The organism is Pseudomonas reactans, from assembly GCF_013385825.1.
GTDB lineage: Bacteria > Pseudomonadota > Gammaproteobacteria > Pseudomonadales > Pseudomonadaceae > Aquipseudomonas > Aquipseudomonas reactans.
In genome coordinates this window covers 86,364-103,519 of the sequence record NZ_JACAPG010000025.1, presented here as the reverse complement: position 1 = coordinate 103,519, position 17,156 = coordinate 86,364, and the positions used below count along the sequence as shown (strand labels likewise).

Sequence of the window (17,156 nt, the reverse complement as noted above, 5' to 3'; positions counted from 1 at the left end):
CCGGGCTTGCCCGCGATGGCGCCGGTATGAGCGCTACCTATTCAGCGACCGCCGCCCAGGTCCAGGAATGTGCCAGTGGCATACGAAGCCTTATCCGACAGCAGCCAGACAATCGCTTCCGCCACCTCATCCGGGCGCCCGCCACGGGCCATGGGAATACCGGACTCCAACTTGCTGACCCGGTCCGGGTCGCCGCTCAGGGCATGGAAGTCGGTGAAAATGTAGCCTGGTCGCACGGCATTCACGCGAATGCCTTCGCCCGCCACTTCTTTCGATAATCCAATGGTGAACGTGTCGAGTGCACCCTTGGAGGCGGCGTAGTCGACATACTCACCCGGCGACCCCAGGCGCGCTGCCACCGACGACACATTGACGATACTCCCACCCTGCCCGCCATGCTTGGGCGACATGCGCAGCACCGCATGCTTGGCGCACAGGATCGGGCCGAGCACGTTGGTCTTCATGATTTTCAGGATGCGAAATTCGGACATCTCATCCACGCGGGATTTATGCCCCACCGTACCCGCATTGTTGACCAGTGCAGTAACACGGCCCAACTCGGCGTCTACACGGTGGAACAGCGCGATCACTTCATCCTCGATGCTCACGTCTGCCCGCACGGCAATCGCTTGGGCGCCCAGCGCACGCACTTGTTCCAGTACGCGATGGGCCGCCTCTTCGTCGGACTGATAATTGATGCAGATGCGATAGCCCTGGCGAGCGGCCAGCAAGGCCGTCTCGGCGCCAATCCCACGACTGCCCCCGGTGATGATGACGACTTTGTCCATGCGTGCGGTCTCCTGATTCAACCTGATGTTTAGGGTTGGATCCAAGAATACCTGTCACGCACGGCTTTTGTCAGGCGCAACGGCCTCTTCAGCGCGTTGGATATCCGCCATGAAGCCCTCCGCCGGCAAAGGGTGACCCAGCAGATAGCCCTGCAGGGAATTGCAGCCCAGCCGTGTCAGGAAATTCTGCTGCACGTCGGTCTCGACACCTTCGGCAACAATCCGCAGCCCCAGGGCCTGGCCCAGGGCGACAATGGCCGAGACGATGGCGGCGTCGTCGCTGTCGTGTTCCAGGTCGCGCACAAAACCCCGGTCGATCTTCAGCTCATTGGCCGGCAGGCGCTTGAGGTACATCAGGCTGGAATAACCGGTGCCGAAGTCATCGATGGACAAGTCGACGCCCATGTCCGACAGCTGCTGCAACACCGTCATGCTCGCATCGGCATCGCTCATGGCGGTGGTTTCGGTGATTTCCAGGGTCAGGTTATTGGCCGGCAACTGGTGCCGCTCCAGAGCCGCCGCCACACTCTTGACCAGCCCGGCGTGGCAGAACTGCAATGCCGACAGGTTTACCGCAATGCGCCAATCTTCGTAGCCCTGGACGTACCACAGGCTCATTTGACGACAGGCTTCGTTGAGCACCCACTCCCCGATAGGAATGATCAAGCCGGTCTTTTCCGCCAGTTCGATAAACGTCGCCGGCAGCAGCAACCCCTGTTGCGGGTGTTCCCAGCGCAGCAAGGCTTCGGCGCCGACCGGGATGCCGCTGACGGCGTCGAACTTGGGCTGGTAGTACAGGCGAAATTGCTCCTGTTCCACAGCATTGCGCAAGTCCTGCAACAGCTGCAATTGCTTGCGTGCGTTGGTGTTCATCGACACATCAAAAAAGCTGTAGCCGTTCTTGCCCATGCCCTTGGCGTGGTACATCGCGGCGTCGGCGTTCATCAGTAATTCCTGAGGGTTGCCACCGTTGCCCGGGAACATCGCGATGCCGACGCTGGCGGAAATTTTAAGCTCGTGCTCGGCCACCTGGAACGCTCGGTTGATCAGGATCACCTGACGCTCGGCAAGGCCAAGGGCATCGTCCGGCTGGGTCAGTTGCACCAGCAATACAAATTCATCGCCGCCAATGCGTGCCAGGGTGTCCTGACTGCGCAAGTCTTCGCGCAGGCGCAGGCCGACTTCGCGCAACAACTGGTCACCCATGTGATGACCAAAGGCATCGTTGACCGGTTTGAAGCCGTCGAGGTCGATAAACATCAGCGCAAAGCAACCGCCCTGCTCCTTCACGGCCTGCATGGCCTGTTGAATGCGATCGGCCAATAACGTGCGATTCGGCAGGCCGGTGAGCATGTCGTGCAGGGCCAGGTGGGTCAGTTCCTGGTTGGCTTGGGTCAGGGAATCTGCCAGCACGGCGGTGCGCGCTTCCAGGCGTGCGTCGAGCAACGAGGTGAGCAAGGCAATGGCCAGCACGGCCAGGGTCGTGACCAGCACCAGGTTGTCCAGGCCCTTACCGCTCAAGCCGTTCAACGCGGCACCGCAGAAGCTCTCATCGGCAAAACGTGCTGCGGCCATCCCGGTGTAATGCATACCGACGATGGCGAAGCCCATCACCACCGCGGCCCCGCCTCGCGCCAGGCGCACGTAAGGCATGTTGCGGCGCAGATTGTGGGCTATCCACAGGGCAGCGCCTGACGCCGCGACGGCGATCAGCAACGACGCACCGAACAAGGCAGGGTCGTAGTCGATGCCTGGCGTCATGCGCATCGCGGCCATGCCGGTGTAGTGCATGCACGCAATGCCGGTGCCCATGACCAGCGCGCCAAACGCCAGTTGCCAGGCCGGCAAGCGGGGTTGGCTGATCAGCCACAAGGCAAAGCCACTGGACAGCACTGCAATCAACAACGACAGCGCGGTGATGCCCATGTCAAATCCCAGGGCAAACGGTAGGCGCAGCGCCAGCATGCCGATGAAGTGCATCGACCACACCCCCACGCCCATCGCCATGGCCCCGCCGGCGATCCATAAATAAACGGCACGGCCTTTGGCGGTAGCGATGCGACCGGAAAGATCCAGCGCGGTGTAAGAAGCCAGGATCGCGACGAACAGTGAGATCACGACCAGTGAGGGAGAATAACTACCGATGAGCATGGGACTTCTCGTGCGCAGCGGGCCTGAGAAGCCCGTGCCAAGTGGCAAAGCGGGCGATTGTAGCGAGAATAATTCTTGAGCAGTTGATTAATTATCAGAGGGCCATTAGTGGCATTTTGACGCCAATCTACTGGCTCAAAATACCCTCGACGACCGCGCCTTTGCACCGCGCGGAGGTCGACCTTCACCCCCCCTGTAGGAGCCGGCTTGCCGGCGATGGCGTCGGATCAGGCACTAAGATGCACACTGACCCACCGCGATCGCCGGCAAGCCGGCTCCTACAGATGATCGGCGTAGCAGAGTCAGTCCTTTGCGCTGATCGGCGTCTGCCCGTCCCAACCACCACCCAACGCAGCAATCAATTGCACACTGGCCACCAGGCGCGTCTGCAAAAGGGTCAGTACCGTGCGCTCGTTATTCAGCGCTGTGGCTTGCGTGGTGACCACATCCAGATAGGCAATCAGCCCCGCCTTATACTGGTTCTGGGTCAGGCGCAACGACTCACGGGCGGCGTCCAGTGCTTCATTGCTGACCACCGCCTCGTCTTCCAGCACCTTGAGCTGCACCATGTAGTTTTCCACTTCGCGGAAGCCATCCAAAACGGTCTGGCGGTATTTGGCGACAGTCTCGTCGTAGCTGGCCACGGTGCGGTCGACTTCCGCCGAACGCTGACCGCCGTCGAACAGGGTCATGGCCAATTTCGGCCCTACCGACCAGAAACGGTTCGGCAGGCTGATCCAGTCGGCGTAGGTGCTGCTGGAGTAACCACCGGCCAGGCTCAGGCTCAGGTCCGGGTAGTAGGCGGCCTTGGCCACGCCGATATTGGCGTTGGCGGCGATCACCGAGCGTTCGGCCGAGGCGATGTCGGGGCGGCGCTCCAGCAATTGCGACGGCAGGCTTACCGGAATCTGCGGCAATGCAGGGATGTCCTTGCTCACCGCCAGGTTGAAGTTGGCCGGCGCTTCGCCGATCAACACGGCAATCGCGTTTTCCAGTTGGGCGCGCTGCCAGATCAGGTCGATCAGGCTGGCCTGGGTGGTCTTGAGCTGGGTTTGCGCCTGGGCCACCGCATCCTTGCCGGAGACCCCGGCGCGGTATTGGTTTTCGGTCATTTGCAGGGAGCGCTGATAGGTCTCCAGCGTGGCTTGCAGCAAACGCGTCTGTTCATCCATGACGCGCAGTTGCAGGTAGCTCTGCACCAGTTCGGACTGCTGGCTCAGGCGCATCGCCGCCAGGTCCGCCGAGCTGGCTTCAGCACTGGCTTCGTTGGCCTCCAGGCCTCGGCGCAATTTGCCCCAGATATCCGCTTCCCAACTCACACCCAATTGGGCATTGAGGGTGTCGCGGATACCGCTGCTGGAACTGCTCAGGCTTGCGTTACTGCTACCAGTGCCCTGGCTGGCGCGGGTTTTCCCGGCGCTCAGGTCAACGGTGGGGTAAAACGCCCCACGGGAGCTGCGCACCAGCGCCTGGGCCTGGCGGAAGCGCGCTTCGGCCTGGGCCACAGTTTGGTTGGACGTGTTCAAGCGTACCACCAGGTCATTGAGCTGGCGGTCACCGTAAAGCTCCCACCAGGCGCCACGGGCCAGGGAGTCGCTGGGCGTGGCTTGGCGCCAGCCTTGGGCTTCTTTGTACTGGACCGGTTCGACGACTTCCGGGCGTTTGTAGTCGGGGCCAATAGCGCAAGCACTGAGCAATAACGCCAATCCCATTGTAGGAGCGAGCTTGCTCGCGAAGGTCGTCAACGAAAACGCGCCCTGCCTGAAAGTACGCGGTGACGGTGAGTTTTTCGCCGGCAAGCCGGCTCCTACAGGGGACTGCGGTGCATTGGCGTTGATTGAATCGGTCATAGCGCAGTGTCCAGGGCAGCATCGGTACGCACGCCGCGCCATTTATTGAAGCGATGGCGCGCGCGGTCGAGATAGAGGTAGACCACCGGGGTGGTGTAGAGGGTCAGGATCTGGCTGAACACCAAACCGCCGATAATCGTCAGGCCCAACGGACGGCGCATTTCCGCACCATCGCCCGCGCCCAGCAGCAACGGCAAGGCGCCGAGGATGGCCGCCAGGGTGGTCATCAGGATCGGGCGCAAACGCAACAGGCAGGCGCTGCGAATTGATTCCAGCGGGCTCATGCCGTCGTGGCGCTCCAGCTGCAAGGCCAGGTCGATCATCAGGATCGCGTTTTTCTTCACCACGCCGATCAGCAGGAACAGGCCCAGCAAGGAGATCAGGCTGAACTCGCCCCCGGTCAGGTAGATCGCGAGCATGGCGCCGACACCGGCCGACGGCAGGGTCGAGAGAATGGTCAGCGGGTGAATATAGCTTTCATACAGAATGCCCAGCACCAGGTACACCGCCACCAGCGCGCCGAGGATCATGAACGGCTGGCCTTTCTGCGTGGCTGCAAAGGCATCGGCGGTACCGGCCATCTTGGCGATCACGTCTTCGGGCAAGCCGACCTTGGCAATCGCCCGCTCAATGGCTGCCGTGCCCTGCTCCACCGTCACGCCGGGCGCCATATCGAAGGCGATGTTCTCCGAGGCGAACTGGCCTTCGTGGCTGACGCGGTCGTCGGCCAGGCTGTTCTCATAATGGGCAATGGTCGACAGCGGCACCCGCGCACCCGTGGAGGTGATCACTTGCATCTGGTTGAGGGTGATCGGGTCCTGGGCGTATTTGGGATTGACCTCCATCACCACCTGGTACTGGTTGAGGCTGTCATAGATGGTGGAAATCTGCCGCTGGCTGTAGGCGTTGTTGAGCACCGCCGTGACCATGTTCATGTCGATGCCCAGACGCTTGGCCTGGTCGCGGTCGACAATCAGCGTGACCTGCGCCGCACCCCGGCCTTCACGGGCGTCGATGGCAGTGAGTTCCGGCAGCTCGCGCAAGGCCGCCACCACTTTCGGGTACCACAGGCGCAAGGCCGCCAGGTCGCCGCTTTGCAGGATGTAGGAATACTGCGCGCTGGTCTGGTCGCGACTGCCGCCGAATTGCAGGTCCTGGTCGGCCATCAGGAACAACCGCCCGCCCGGCACTAGCGGCACATCCTTGCGCAGACGCTCGATCACCGCCTGGGCGGAAATCTTGCGCTCGCTGATGGGTTTAAGGCGCACCAACATTACCGCATTGTTGGTGCCGTTGTTGCCGCCGATAAAGCCGGCCACGCTGAGCACCGCCGGGTCCTTGAGCACCGCCTTGCGGAAGGTTTCCATTTTCGGCTGCATCACGCTGAACGACAGGCCGTCATCACCGCGCACAAAACCGATCAACTGGCCAGTGTCCTGCTGAGGCATGAAGGTTTTCGGCACCACCACGTAAAGCGCGACGTTCATGCCGATGGTCAGCAACAGGCTGAGCAAGGTCAGGCGCCGATGGCGCAACACCCAGTCCAGGCTGGTGGCGTAGCCGGCGACCATGCGGTCGTTGACCTTCTGGCTCCAGCGCTGCAACCCGGTCATCTCGCCCTTCACATGCGGCTTGAGCCAGCGCGCGCAGAGCATCGGGGTCAGGGTCAGCGAAACGATCAGCGACACAATGATCGCCGCCGACAAGGTGATGGAAAACTCACGGAAAAGGTTGGTGACAATCCCCCCCATGAACAGGATGGAGAGGAACACCGCCACCAACGAAACGTTCATCGACAGCAAGGTAAAGCCGACTTCCTGGGCGCCCAGGTACGCCGCCTTCATCGGCGGCACACCTTCGTCGATATGTCGGGAAATGTTCTCCAGCACCACGATGGCATCGTCCACCACCAACCCGGTGGCCAGGATCAACGCCATCAACGAGAAGTTGTTCAGCGAGAACCCGTACAGGTACATCACCGCAAAAGTGCCCACCAGTGAGACCGGCACCGCCAGGGTGGGGATCAGCGAGGCGCGGAAGTTGCCCAGAAACAGGTACACCACCAGGATCACCAGGCCCACGGCGATGAGCAAGGTCATCTCGGCTTCGTGCAGGGTCGCGGTGATCACCGGCGAACGGTCCATGGCCAGGCTCAGCTTGACGCTGGACGGCAGCACCGCCTGCAACGCCGGTAACTGCGCCTTGATCTGCCGGACCGTCTCGATGATGTTGGCGCCAGACTGGCGGTTGATCACCAGCAGCACCGCCGGTTCGTTATTGAAGAAACCGCTGTTGTAGCGGTCTTCCACGCCGTCACTGATCTTGGCCACGTCGCCCAGACGCAGGGCCGCGCCGTTCTGGTAGCGGATCAGCAGCGGCTCGTAGTCCTTGGCCTTCTCCAACTGGTCGTTGGCCTGGATCTGCCAGTTACGCTGGCTGTCTTCCAACGAACCTTTAGGCCGACGCTGGTTGGCGTTGGCGATGGTGTTGCGCACATCGTCGAGGGCCACGCCGTACTGATCGAGGGCCTTGGGCTCCAGCTCGATGCGCACCGCCGGCAAGGAACTACCGCCGATCTGCACTTCCCCAACGCCAGGCACTTGGGACAGGCTTTGCGACAGAATGGTCGAGGCCAGGTCGTACAGCTGGCCTTTCTGCAACACGTCCGAGGTCAGCGACAGCACCATGATCGGCGCCTGGGACGGGTTGATCTTCTTGTAGGTCGGCATGCTGCGCATACCGCTGGGCAGCAGGTTGCGCGAGGCATTGATCGCTGCCTGCACTTCCCGCGCCGCGCCGTTGATATCGCGGTCGGAGTCGAACGCCAGGATTACCCGCGTGGAGCCCTGGCTCGACGAACTGCTCATGGTGGTGATGCCGGCAATCGCGCCGAACGAGCGCTCCAGCGGCGTCGCCACCGTGGATGCCATCACCTCGGGGCTGGCGCCGGGCAAGCTGGCCGACACCACGATCACCGGGAAGTCGATCTGCGGCAGCGGCGACACCGGCAACAGGTTGAAACTGACGCCGCCGAGCAACAGGATCGCCAGGCTCAGCAGCATGGTGGCGACCGGCCGGCGGATGAAAGGTCCGGACAGGTTCATGACTCAACCGGCTCCAGGCTTTGCGGCTCTTTGCGCCAGCGACGGCCGAGGCGGTCGAAATACAGGTAGATCACCGGCGTGGTGAACAGGGTGAGCACCTGGCTCACCAGCAGGCCACCGACCATTACCAGGCCCAGCGGTTGGCGCAGTTCCGCGCCGGAACCGGTGGCCAGCATCAACGGCACCGCGCCGAACAACGCCGCCAGGGTGGTCATCAGAATCGGCCGGAAGCGCAGCAGCGCCGCCTGGTAGATCGCGGTCTGCGGGTCAAGGCCCTGGTTGCGTTCGGCATCGAGGGCGAAGTCGATCATCATGATCGCGTTCTTCTTGACGATACCGATCAGCAGGATGATGCCGATGATCGCGATCATGCCCAGGTCATTGCCGCTGAGCAGCAACGCCAGCAAAGCCCCTACCGCCGCCGATGGCAAGGTCGAGAGAATGGTGATCGGGTGGATATAGCTCTCGTAGAGCACACCCAGCACGATATACATGGTGACCACCGCCGCCAGGATCAGCAGCAAAGTGCTCGACAGAGAGGCTTCGAAGGCCTGGGCCGCGCCCTGGAACTGAGTCTGCACGCCCACCGGCATGCCGATGTCTTTCTGGGTCTGGTTGATCAGCTCCACACCTTTGCCCAGCGCAACGCCAGGGGCCAGGTTGAATGACATCATCACGGCCGGGAACTGGCCGATATGCGCGATCGCCAATTGCGCCTGGCGCTGCTCCACGCGGGCGAGGCTGGACAAGCGCACCTGGCCGCCGTCGGTGGTTTTCACGTGGATCTGGTTCAGCGCGTCCGGGCCGAGAGTTTCGCCGGACTGGGCCTGCAGCACCACGCGGTACTGGCTGGCCTGGGTGTAGATGGTGGAGATCTGCCGCTGGCCGAAGGCGTCATACAACGCGTCGGTGATGGTCGACACACTGACGCCCAGTCGCGACGCCGCGTCGCGGTCGATCACCAGGTACACCTGCAAGCCCTTGTCCTGCAAGTCACTGGCGACGTCAGTGAGTTCGGGCAACTGGCTCAACGCGTGGACCAGTTTGTCACTCCACAATGCCAGCAACTCGGCGTCCGGCGACGACATGCTGAACTGGTACTGGGTACGGCTGACGCGATCTTCGATGGTCAGGTCCTGCACCGGCTGCATGAACAGGCGGATACCCACCAGCTTGTCGATTTCCGGCTGCAAACGGGTGATCACCTGGGCCGCGCTCAGGTCGCGCTGGCCGTGGGCCTTGAGGTTGATCAGCAAGCGCCCACTGTTGAGGGTCGCGTTATCGCCGTCCACACCAATGTAGGAAGACAGGCTTTCCACTGCCGGATCGGCCAGGATGATCTTCGCCAAGTCCTGCTGGCGCTGGCTCATGGCGGCAAAGGAAATCGACTGTGGCGCTTCGGAAATACCCTGGATCACGCCGGTGTCCTGCACCGGGAAGAAGCCCTTGGGCACGATCAGGTACAGGAACACGGTCAGGCCCAGGGTCGCGATGGCCACCAGCAGGGTCAGCGGCTGGTGCTTGAGCACCCACTGCAGCATGCTGCCGTAACGTGCGATCAACCAATCGATCCAGGCGCCGCTGGCCTTGTAGAAGCGGCCCTGCTCTTCCTCCTTGGGCTCACGCTTGAGTAAACGTGCGCACATCATCGGCGTGAGGGTCAGGGACACCACCAGGGAAATCAGGATCGCCACCGCCAGGGTGATCGCGAACTCTCGGAACAGCCGCCCCACCACGTCAGCCATGAATAACAGCGGGATCAGTACGGCGATCAGCGACAGGGTCAGGGAAATCAGGGTGAAGCCGATCTGCTTGGCGCCCTTGAGCGCGGCGGCCAGCGGCGTTTCGCCTTCCTCGATATAACGGGAGATGTTCTCCAGCATCACGATCGCGTCGTCCACCACAAAACCGGTGGCGATGGTGAGGGCCATCAGCGTCAGGTTGTTGATGGAGAACCCCGCCAGGTACATCACGCCAAAAGTGCCCACCAGGGACAGCGGCACGGCGATGGACGGAATGATCGTGGCGCTGACCCGGCGCAGGAACAGGAACGTCACCATCACCACCAGGGCAATGGCGATGAGTAATTCGTGCTGCACGTCTTTGACCGAGGCGCGGATGGTCTGGGTGCGGTCGGTGAGCACCGTCACGTCGAGACCGGCTGGCAAGTTATCAGTGATGCTCGGCAGCAGCGCCTTGATGCGGTCCACCACCTCGATCACGTTGGCCCCCGGCTGGCGCTGGATATTCAGCAACACGGCCTGGTTTTCGTTGGCCCAGGCGGCAAGGCGTTCGTTTTCGGCGCCGTCGACGATCTGGGCCACGTCTTTCAGGCGCAGCGGCGCGCCATTGTTGTAGGCCAGGATCAGTTCGGCGTATTGCTGGGGCGAAACCAACTGGTCGTTGGCGTCGAGCATCGACACGCGGGTGGGGCCGTCAAAGTTGCCCTTGGGCTGGTTGACGTTGGACGCGGCGATCAGGGTCCGCACGTCCGACAGGTTCAAGCCATTGGCCGCCAGGGCCTCGGGGTTGACCTTGATGCGCACGGCCTGGCGCTGGCCGCCCGCGATGCTGACCATGCCGACGCCGCTGATCTGCGCGATTTTCTGCGCCATGCGCGTGTCGACCAGGTCATTGAGCTTGGGCAGCAGCATGGTCTTGGAGGTGATTGCCAGGGTCAGCACCGGGGTATCCGCCGGGTTGACCTTGTTGTACACCGGCGGCGCCGGCAGGTCCTTGGGCAACAGGTTGGTCGCGGCGTTGATCGCGGCCTGCACTTGCTGCTCGGCGACATCCATGTTGATGTCGAGGTTGAAACGCAGGGTCAGCACCGACGCACCGCCGGAGCTGGTGGAGGCCATCTGCGTAAGGCCGGGCATTTGCCCGAACTGGCGTTCCAGCGGCGCGGTGACAGCACTGGTCATCACGTCGGGGCTGGCGCCGGGGTACAGGGTCATCACCCGAATCGTCGGGTAATCCACCTGGGGCAAGGCCGACACCGGCAGCAAGCGATACGAAATGATACCGGCCAAGACAATGGCCAGCATGCTCAGCGTGGTGGCGACCGGGCGAAGGATAAACAGCCGCGACAGGTTCATGAACCGACCTTTTGCGCCTTGCCGGCAGTGGTGCCGGTCTCCCCTTTCGCCGCGGGCTTGCCTTGCAGGTGTTCAGTCGGCGTGGTTGGCACTTCACTGCTGTCGTTGACCACTTCGATCTCGCTGCCATCCTTCAAGCGGTCGGTGCCTTCCAGCACCACGCGATCGCCGGCCTTGAGGCCTTCTTTGATCACGGTGTTGTCGCCATCGGTATCCCCCACCACCAGCGGCTGCACCTTGACCTTCTTATCGCCGTCGAGCACATAGACAAAGGTACCGGAGTTGCCGAACTGGATCGCCGCCGACGGCGCCAGCACCACGTTATGCAGGGTGTCGGCCAGCAGGTGCACGTTGACGAACTGGTTCGGGAACAGTGCCTGGTCCTTGTTATCGAAACGTGCCTTGAATTTCAGAGTACCGGTGGTGACGTCGATCTGGTTGTCCAGGCTCTGCAGCACGCCGACGGCCTGCTGTTTCACATCGCCACGGTCCCAGGCTTCCACGGGCAGCTTGTTGCCGGCGTGGTAGCGGGTGAGCACGGTTTCCAGGGTGTTCTCCGGCAAGGTGAAGGCCACGCTGATTGGCTGGGTCTGAGTGATCACGGCGAGGAACGTGGTGTCGTTGGCTGCTACCAGGTTGCCGACGTCCACCTGGCGCAGGCCGACGCGGCCGCTGATCGGCGCGCGGATCTTGGTGAATTCGAGGTTGAGCTTGGCGTCATCCACCGCGCCTTGGTTGGTCTTGACCGTGCCCTGGTATTGCAGGACCAGCGCTTCGGCGGTGTCCAGAGTCTGCTTGGCGATGCTGTCCTGGGCATACAGGTCGCGATAACGCTGCACGTCGACCTGGGCGTTTTTCAGCTGGGCCTGGTTCTGCATCAGCGTGCCCTGGGCCTGGAGCAAGGCGTTCTGGTAACTGCGCGGGTCGATCTCGGCGAGCAGGTCGCCAGCCTTGACCATCTGCCCCTCTTCAAAGGCGATCTTCACCAGCTCGCCGCCCACCCGGCTGCGCACATTGATGGTATTGAGTGCGGTGACCGTGCCCAAGGCCTTGTAGTACACCGGGAACTCGCCTAGCACCGCAGGCGCCACACGCACTGGCACCGGGCCGGTAGAGCCACCGAAACCCGGGCGCATCATCCCCGACTTGCCGGCACGTCCGGCTGGCGCCTGCGCGGCGGCATCCTTGTGGCTGGCGGGCCAGAATTTCCAGCACAGGCCGGCGATAACCAGCAGCACAAGCAGGCCGAACAGCCAGCGGCGGGACTTACGGGGGGAGGATTGCATGGAGTGATCAACCATTGGGCGCGAGAGCTTCTTCTTTGGGAGGCTGAAAGATAAGCACTGGGGCGCATTTAGAAAAGCGCCTTTACCGGCTATTTACCTTGGGCTTACAACTTTTAACTTCTGACCTTAGTTCATCGGCCGTTTCGCTAAGCAACTGAACCACAAATAAAAACGGCCTGGACTAGGCCAGGCCGCAATCATGCATCAAGCGTGTTACTGCAAAACGACAGTAACGTACCGAAACAGTTACTTCAAAACAGCCAAGGCTGCTTCGTAGTTCGGCTCTTGGCCGATTTCTGACACCAGTTCGCTGTGCAGCACGTTGTTGTTCTCGTCCAATACCACCACGGCGCGGGCGGTCAGGCCTTGCAGAGGGCCGTCGGCCAGCGAAACGCCGTAGTCGACCGCGAAGTCGGCGTTGCGGAAGTCCGACAGGCTCAGCACATTGTCCAGGCCTTCGGTGCCGCAGAAACGCTTCTGGGCAAACGGCAGGTCAGAGGAGATGCACAGCACGACGGTGTTGCTCAGGTCGTTGGCCTGGGCGTTGAACTTGCGTACCGAGGTGGCGCAGGTCGGGGTGTCAACGCTTGGGAAGATGTTCAGAACCTTGCGCTTGCCGGCGAAGGTTTCCAGGGACGCTTCTGACAGGTCGACAGCAACAAGGCTGAACTCAGGAGCGGTGGAACCGGTTTTCGGCAATTCGCCTTCAACCTGGACAGGGTTACCACGAAGGGTGACTTGAGCCATGAACGGAATCCTTATGCTGATTTGGGTTTAACGAATTCGAGAGGCCGAAGTTAACCACAAAGTACGTTCGCTACCTACCGCCAAACATAAATTGTCATGTCGTCGGTTATGGTTTAATTGCGCGCTTTGCGCCCTGCCCTTCAAGGAAAACGATGTCGATGAATGCCCCTGCCACCAAAGTCCTGGTCATTGGATACGTCTGGCCGGAACCCCGTTCCTCGGCTGCCGGCGGGCATATGATGCAAATCCTTGAGAGCTTTCTTACACAAGGTTGGGATATCACCTTCAGCAGTCCCGCCACCGTCGGCGAGCACAAGGCCGATTTGCCTGCGTTGGGCATCACCGAATGCGCTATCGAACTGAATAACAGCAGCTTCGATGATTTTATTCGCGAACTGGTGCCGGATATCGTGCTGTTCGACCGTTTCATGATGGAGGAACAGTTCGGCTGGCGTGTCGAGAAGCACTGTCCCGATGCCCTGCGGGTGCTGGAAACCTGCGACCTGCAGAGTCTGCGCGACGCGCGCCAGCAACGTCTGAAGGATCACCTCAAAGCCCATCCCCACAGCGAGGATTTCCGCGCACTGTTCGCGCCGGCGCTGGATGATGAATTCCAGCTGATGGCCGATACGGACATCGCCAAGCGCGAAATTGCAGCGATCTACCGCTGTGACATCAGCCTGATGATCTCGGACGTGGAAGCGCAACTGCTCACCGAGCAATTCAAGGTACCCGCCGCCCTGCTCCACTGGTGCCCGCTGATGTTGCAGCCGCCGACCGAGCCCTTCGTGCCGTTTGAAGACCGTGCGCACTTCCTCAGCATCGGCAACTTCCGCCACGCGCCCAACTGGGATGCGGTGTTATGGATGAAAAACAGCCTGTGGCCGTTGATCCGCCAGCAATTGCCGGGCGCGCAGTTGCATATCTACGGGTCCTATACCCCGCCCAAGGCCACGGCATTGCACAACCCGGCGCAGGGTTTTCATGTGATGAATTGGGCCGAAGATGCCCTGCAAGTCATGACCGCCGCGCGTATCTGCCTGGCGCCCCTGCGCTTCGGTGCCGGTATCAAGGGCAAACTGGCGGACGCGATGCTCTGCGGTACACCGAACATCACCACGCCCATCGGTGCCGAAGCCATGGGTGATGATCAGCCGTGGCCCGGCATGATCGAACACAGCGCCCCCGCCCTGGCAGCCGCCGCCGTGGCGCTGTATCAGGATCGTGAACGTTGGACCCAGGCCCAGGAAGACGGCCGCCGGTTGCTGGCCCGACGCTACAACGAGGCCACCCACGGGCCGGCGTTGGTGGCGTGCCTGGAACACTGTCGCGGCAACCTGGCTGCCCACCGCCGGGACAACTTCACCGGCAGCATGCTGCGCCACCATGCGCATAAAAGTACGCAGTACATGTCCCAGTGGATCGAGGCGAAAAACCGCAGCCTATAAACACCAGCGCTGGCGAGGGCGCGCGCGACGGGGCATTATCCTACGCAGCAACCACAAAAAAGCGACGGCAACATGACCCGAGCAACGCGAATTACCGACCCTTCCTACGAGTTGATGGACGACCACAACGGTCTGTCCATCATCTATCGCCAGCACGGTTTCCCCTGCCCGCTGGTGCGCTGGCACTTCCACAAGGAATATGAGCTGCACCTGATCGTGGCCAGTTCCGGCAAGGTGTTCATCGGCGACTACATCGGCAACTTTTACCCGGAAAGCCTGTTTCTCACGGGCCCCAACCTGCCCCACAACTGGATCAGCCAGGTGGAGGAAAACGAGGTGGTGCCCAAGCGTGACATGCTAGTGAATTTCACTGATGAGCTGTTCGAGCAAGGCAGCCACACCTTCGCCGAACTCAAGACCCTGGCGCCGTTGCTGGAGCGCGCGCAGTACGGCATCGAATTCCGCTGCAAAAAAACCATCGCCCAGGCCATGACCTTGATGCAGCGTATCGAGGACACCCAGGGCATGGCGCGCCTGGGGCACTTCTTTATTCTGCTGGAAGTGTTAAGTGCGTGTGAGGACTACCAACTGCTCTCCGGCGTGACTACGCCGCAACTGGCCGATGAACACAGCATCGACCGTACCAACCGCGCGGTGGACTATATTTTTGCCCACTACGCGCGGGAGTTGCCGCTTGAAGAGGTGGCGGAGTACCTGGGAATGAAGCCCACCTATTTCTCAAGGGTGTTCAAGCAGGCGACTGGGCGTACTTTTATCGAATTCGTCAATCGGCTGCGCATCAGCAAGTCCTGCGAGTTGCTGGCCGATGGCGATAAAGCCGTGACGGATGTGTGCTTTGAATCAGGCTTCAACAATATTTCCAATTTCAACCGACGCTTTCAGCAACTCAAGGGCATGACGCCTTCCCACTACCGGCGTCTTGCGGTGCAGCGTTTGACCGAACAGAACCTGGCCTGAACCGCTTTCTGTAGGAGCCGGCTTGCCGGCGATGCAGACACCTCGGCGTGTCAGGTGCACCGTGTCGATGCCATCGCAGGCAAGCCAGCTCCTACAGTGGATCACCGTGCTCCCGGATAAATCGTTTCAGCCAATCACCACACAGTGCAAAAAAGTATCAGTCCCAGTGCGCCCAAGGATTTGTCACATCGCCATTTCAAGGCTGTAATCAACCGCACACTCTTCCTGACTCCCTGTAGGAAGACACAACAACAATAACCGTCCTTCTGTAGCCCCCTGGGCGCGGAAATGGAGTGCGCGATGAAGTTCACAGCAAAAGCTCTGATTGCCTTTTCTTGCATGACCCTCAGCGCCGTCAGCCTTGGCGCGCAAACCCTCACCATTGCCACCGTCAATAACAGCGACATGATCCGCATGCAGAAGCTCTCGAAAACCTTCGAGACCGAGCATCCGGAGATCAAGCTGAACTGGGTGGTGCTCGAAGAAAACGTGCTGCGCCAACGCCTCACCACCGACATCGCCACCCAGGGTGGGCAGTTCGACGTGTTGACCATCGGCATGTACGAAGCTGCACTGTGGGGCGCCAAAGGTTGGCTGGAACCGATGAAGGACCTGCCGGCGTCTTACGACCTCGATGATGTATTCCCTTCGGTGCGTGACGGTTTGTCTGTCAAAGGCTCGCTGTACGCCCTGCCGTTCTACGCCGAAAGCTCGATCACCTATTACCGCACCGACCTGTTCAAGGACGCCGGGCTGACCATGCCTGAGCATCCGACCTGGACCCAGATTGGCGAATTCGCCAGCAAACTCACCGACAAAACCAAAGAGCAATACGGCCTGTGCCTGCGCGGCAAAGCCGGTTGGGGCGAGAACATGGCGCTGATCACCACCCTGGCCAACGGCTACGGTGCGCGCTGGTTCGATGAAAAGTGGCAGCCGGAATTCAACGGTCCAGAATGGAAAGACGCGCTGAACTTCTACGTCGACAACATGAAGAAATCCGGCCCGCCGGGTGCTTCCAGCAACGGTTTCAACGAAAACCTGGCGCTGTTCAACAGCGGCAAGTGCGCGATCTGGGTCGACGCCAGCGTGGCCGGCTCGTTCGTCACCGACAAGACCCAGAGCAAAGTGGCTGACCACGTCGGTTTCACCTTTGCTCCTCATGAGAAGACCGACAAGGGCACTTCGTGGCTGTACTCCTGGAGCCTGGCGATCCCGACCAGCTCCAAGGCCAAGGACGCCGCCAAGGTGTTCACCAGTTGGGCGACCTCCAAGGAGTACGGTGCATTGGTCGCCAAGACCGATGGCATCGCCAACGTACCGCCAGGCACGCGCAAGTCGACCTACAGCGACGAGTACATGAAGGCCGCGCCGTTTGCCAAGGTGACCCTGGAATCGCTGAAAGTCGCGGACCCGACCAAACCGACGCTCAAGCCGGTGCCGTATGTCGGTATCCAGTTGGTGACCATTCCTGAGTTCCAGGCGATTGGGACCCAGGTCGGCAAGTTCTTCTCGGGTGCACTGACTGGTCAACAAACGGTGGATGCTGCACTGACCGCCGCGCAGACCACCACCGAGCGTGAAATGAAGCGGGCCGGTTATCCCAAGTAACCTCCCTGACCTGTAGGAGCGAGCTTGCTCGCGAAAAAGGTACATCCGAAGCCGCACTGGGCCTGGAATGCCTTCGCGAGCAAGCTCGCTCCTAC

10 protein-coding genes are annotated in these 17,156 nt (G+C 61.2%); 3 read left to right on the top strand and 7 right to left on the bottom strand.

What is annotated here, in order from left to right; translation table 11 throughout:
- Positions 1 to 41: 41 nt before the first annotated feature.
- The 7 genes from HX868_RS29300 to tpx form a co-directional block, all read right to left on the bottom strand.
- Entirely contained in the window at positions 42 to 788 is a 747-nt protein-coding gene (locus HX868_RS29300) for an SDR family oxidoreductase (protein ID WP_095015967.1), read from the bottom strand.
- Positions 789 to 842: 54 nt separating this feature from the next.
- On the bottom strand, positions 843 to 2,939 hold the full coding sequence (locus tag HX868_RS29295) for a putative bifunctional diguanylate cyclase/phosphodiesterase (protein ID WP_177005258.1): 2,097 nt from the start codon (positions 2,937 to 2,939) through the stop codon (positions 843 to 845).
- Between the two features lie 302 nt (positions 2,940 to 3,241).
- A complete protein-coding gene (locus HX868_RS29290) occupies positions 3,242 to 4,651 on the bottom strand; it encodes an efflux transporter outer membrane subunit (protein ID WP_016980345.1) in 1,410 nt (469 codons plus the stop codon).
- Between the two features lie 134 nt (positions 4,652 to 4,785).
- Positions 4,786 to 7,893, bottom strand: a complete 3,108-nt coding sequence (locus HX868_RS29285; protein WP_177005257.1) for an efflux RND transporter permease subunit — start codon at positions 7,891 to 7,893, stop codon at positions 4,786 to 4,788.
- Positions 7,890 to 10,991, bottom strand: coding sequence for an MdtB/MuxB family multidrug efflux RND transporter permease subunit (locus tag HX868_RS29280; protein WP_126571627.1), 3,102 nt, complete (start codon positions 10,989 to 10,991; stop codon positions 7,890 to 7,892). The genes HX868_RS29285 and HX868_RS29280 overlap by 4 nt, the downstream gene beginning before the upstream one ends.
- Positions 10,988 to 12,292: an MdtA/MuxA family multidrug efflux RND transporter periplasmic adaptor subunit gene (locus HX868_RS29275; RefSeq protein ID WP_177005256.1), complete on the bottom strand. Its 1,305-nt coding sequence runs from the start codon at positions 12,290 to 12,292 to the stop codon at positions 10,988 to 10,990. Before HX868_RS29275 ends, HX868_RS29280 begins: the two co-directional genes overlap by 4 nt.
- A 231-nt stretch (positions 12,293 to 12,523) precedes the next feature.
- Positions 12,524 to 13,024 carry a thiol peroxidase gene (gene tpx, locus HX868_RS29270; RefSeq protein WP_177005255.1) on the bottom strand — a complete coding sequence of 167 codons (501 nt, stop codon included), beginning with the start codon at positions 13,022 to 13,024 and terminating at the stop codon, positions 12,524 to 12,526.
- 158 nt (positions 13,025 to 13,182) lie between these two features.
- Here tpx and HX868_RS29265 point away from each other — a divergent pair, with 158 nt between their 5' ends.
- From HX868_RS29265 to HX868_RS29255, 3 genes are all read left to right on the top strand, one after another.
- Positions 13,183 to 14,472, top strand: coding sequence for a glycosyltransferase (locus tag HX868_RS29265; RefSeq protein WP_177005254.1), 1,290 nt, complete (start codon positions 13,183 to 13,185; stop codon positions 14,470 to 14,472).
- Positions 14,473 to 14,544: 72 nt separating this feature from the next.
- Positions 14,545 to 15,450 carry an AraC family transcriptional regulator gene (locus tag HX868_RS29260; RefSeq protein WP_177005253.1) on the top strand — a complete coding sequence of 302 codons (906 nt, stop codon included), beginning with the start codon at positions 14,545 to 14,547 and terminating at the stop codon, positions 15,448 to 15,450.
- A gap of 339 nt (positions 15,451 to 15,789) precedes the next feature.
- Positions 15,790 to 17,061: an ABC transporter substrate-binding protein gene (locus tag HX868_RS29255; protein ID WP_425504258.1), complete on the top strand. Its 1,272-nt coding sequence runs from the start codon at positions 15,790 to 15,792 to the stop codon at positions 17,059 to 17,061.
- Positions 17,062 to 17,156: the final 95 nt, after the last annotated feature.

Bases quoted from the DNA above. Each gene is read 5' to 3' on its own strand.
- HX868_RS29300 (WP_095015967.1), bottom strand. From the start codon at position 788: ATGGACAAAGTCGTCATCATCACCGGGGGCAGTCGTGGGATTGGCGCC.
- HX868_RS29295 (WP_177005258.1), bottom strand. From the start codon at position 2,939: ATGCTCATCGGTAGTTATTCTCCCTCACTGGTCGTGATCTCACTGTTC.
- HX868_RS29290 (WP_016980345.1), bottom strand. From the start codon at position 4,651: ATGGGATTGGCGTTATTGCTCAGTGCTTGCGCTATTGGCCCCGACTAC.
- HX868_RS29285 (WP_177005257.1), bottom strand. From the start codon at position 7,893: ATGAACCTGTCCGGACCTTTCATCCGCCGGCCGGTCGCCACCATGCTG.
- HX868_RS29280 (WP_126571627.1), bottom strand. From the start codon at position 10,991: ATGAACCTGTCGCGGCTGTTTATCCTTCGCCCGGTCGCCACCACGCTG.
- HX868_RS29275 (WP_177005256.1), bottom strand. From the start codon at position 12,292: ATGGTTGATCACTCCATGCAATCCTCCCCCCGTAAGTCCCGCCGCTGG.
- tpx (WP_177005255.1), bottom strand. From the start codon at position 13,024: ATGGCTCAAGTCACCCTTCGTGGTAACCCTGTCCAGGTTGAAGGCGAA.
- HX868_RS29265 (WP_177005254.1), top strand. From the start codon at position 13,183: ATGAATGCCCCTGCCACCAAAGTCCTGGTCATTGGATACGTCTGGCCG.
- HX868_RS29260 (WP_177005253.1), top strand. From the start codon at position 14,545: ATGACCCGAGCAACGCGAATTACCGACCCTTCCTACGAGTTGATGGAC.
- HX868_RS29255 (WP_425504258.1), top strand. From the start codon at position 15,790: ATGACCCTCAGCGCCGTCAGCCTTGGCGCGCAAACCCTCACCATTGCC.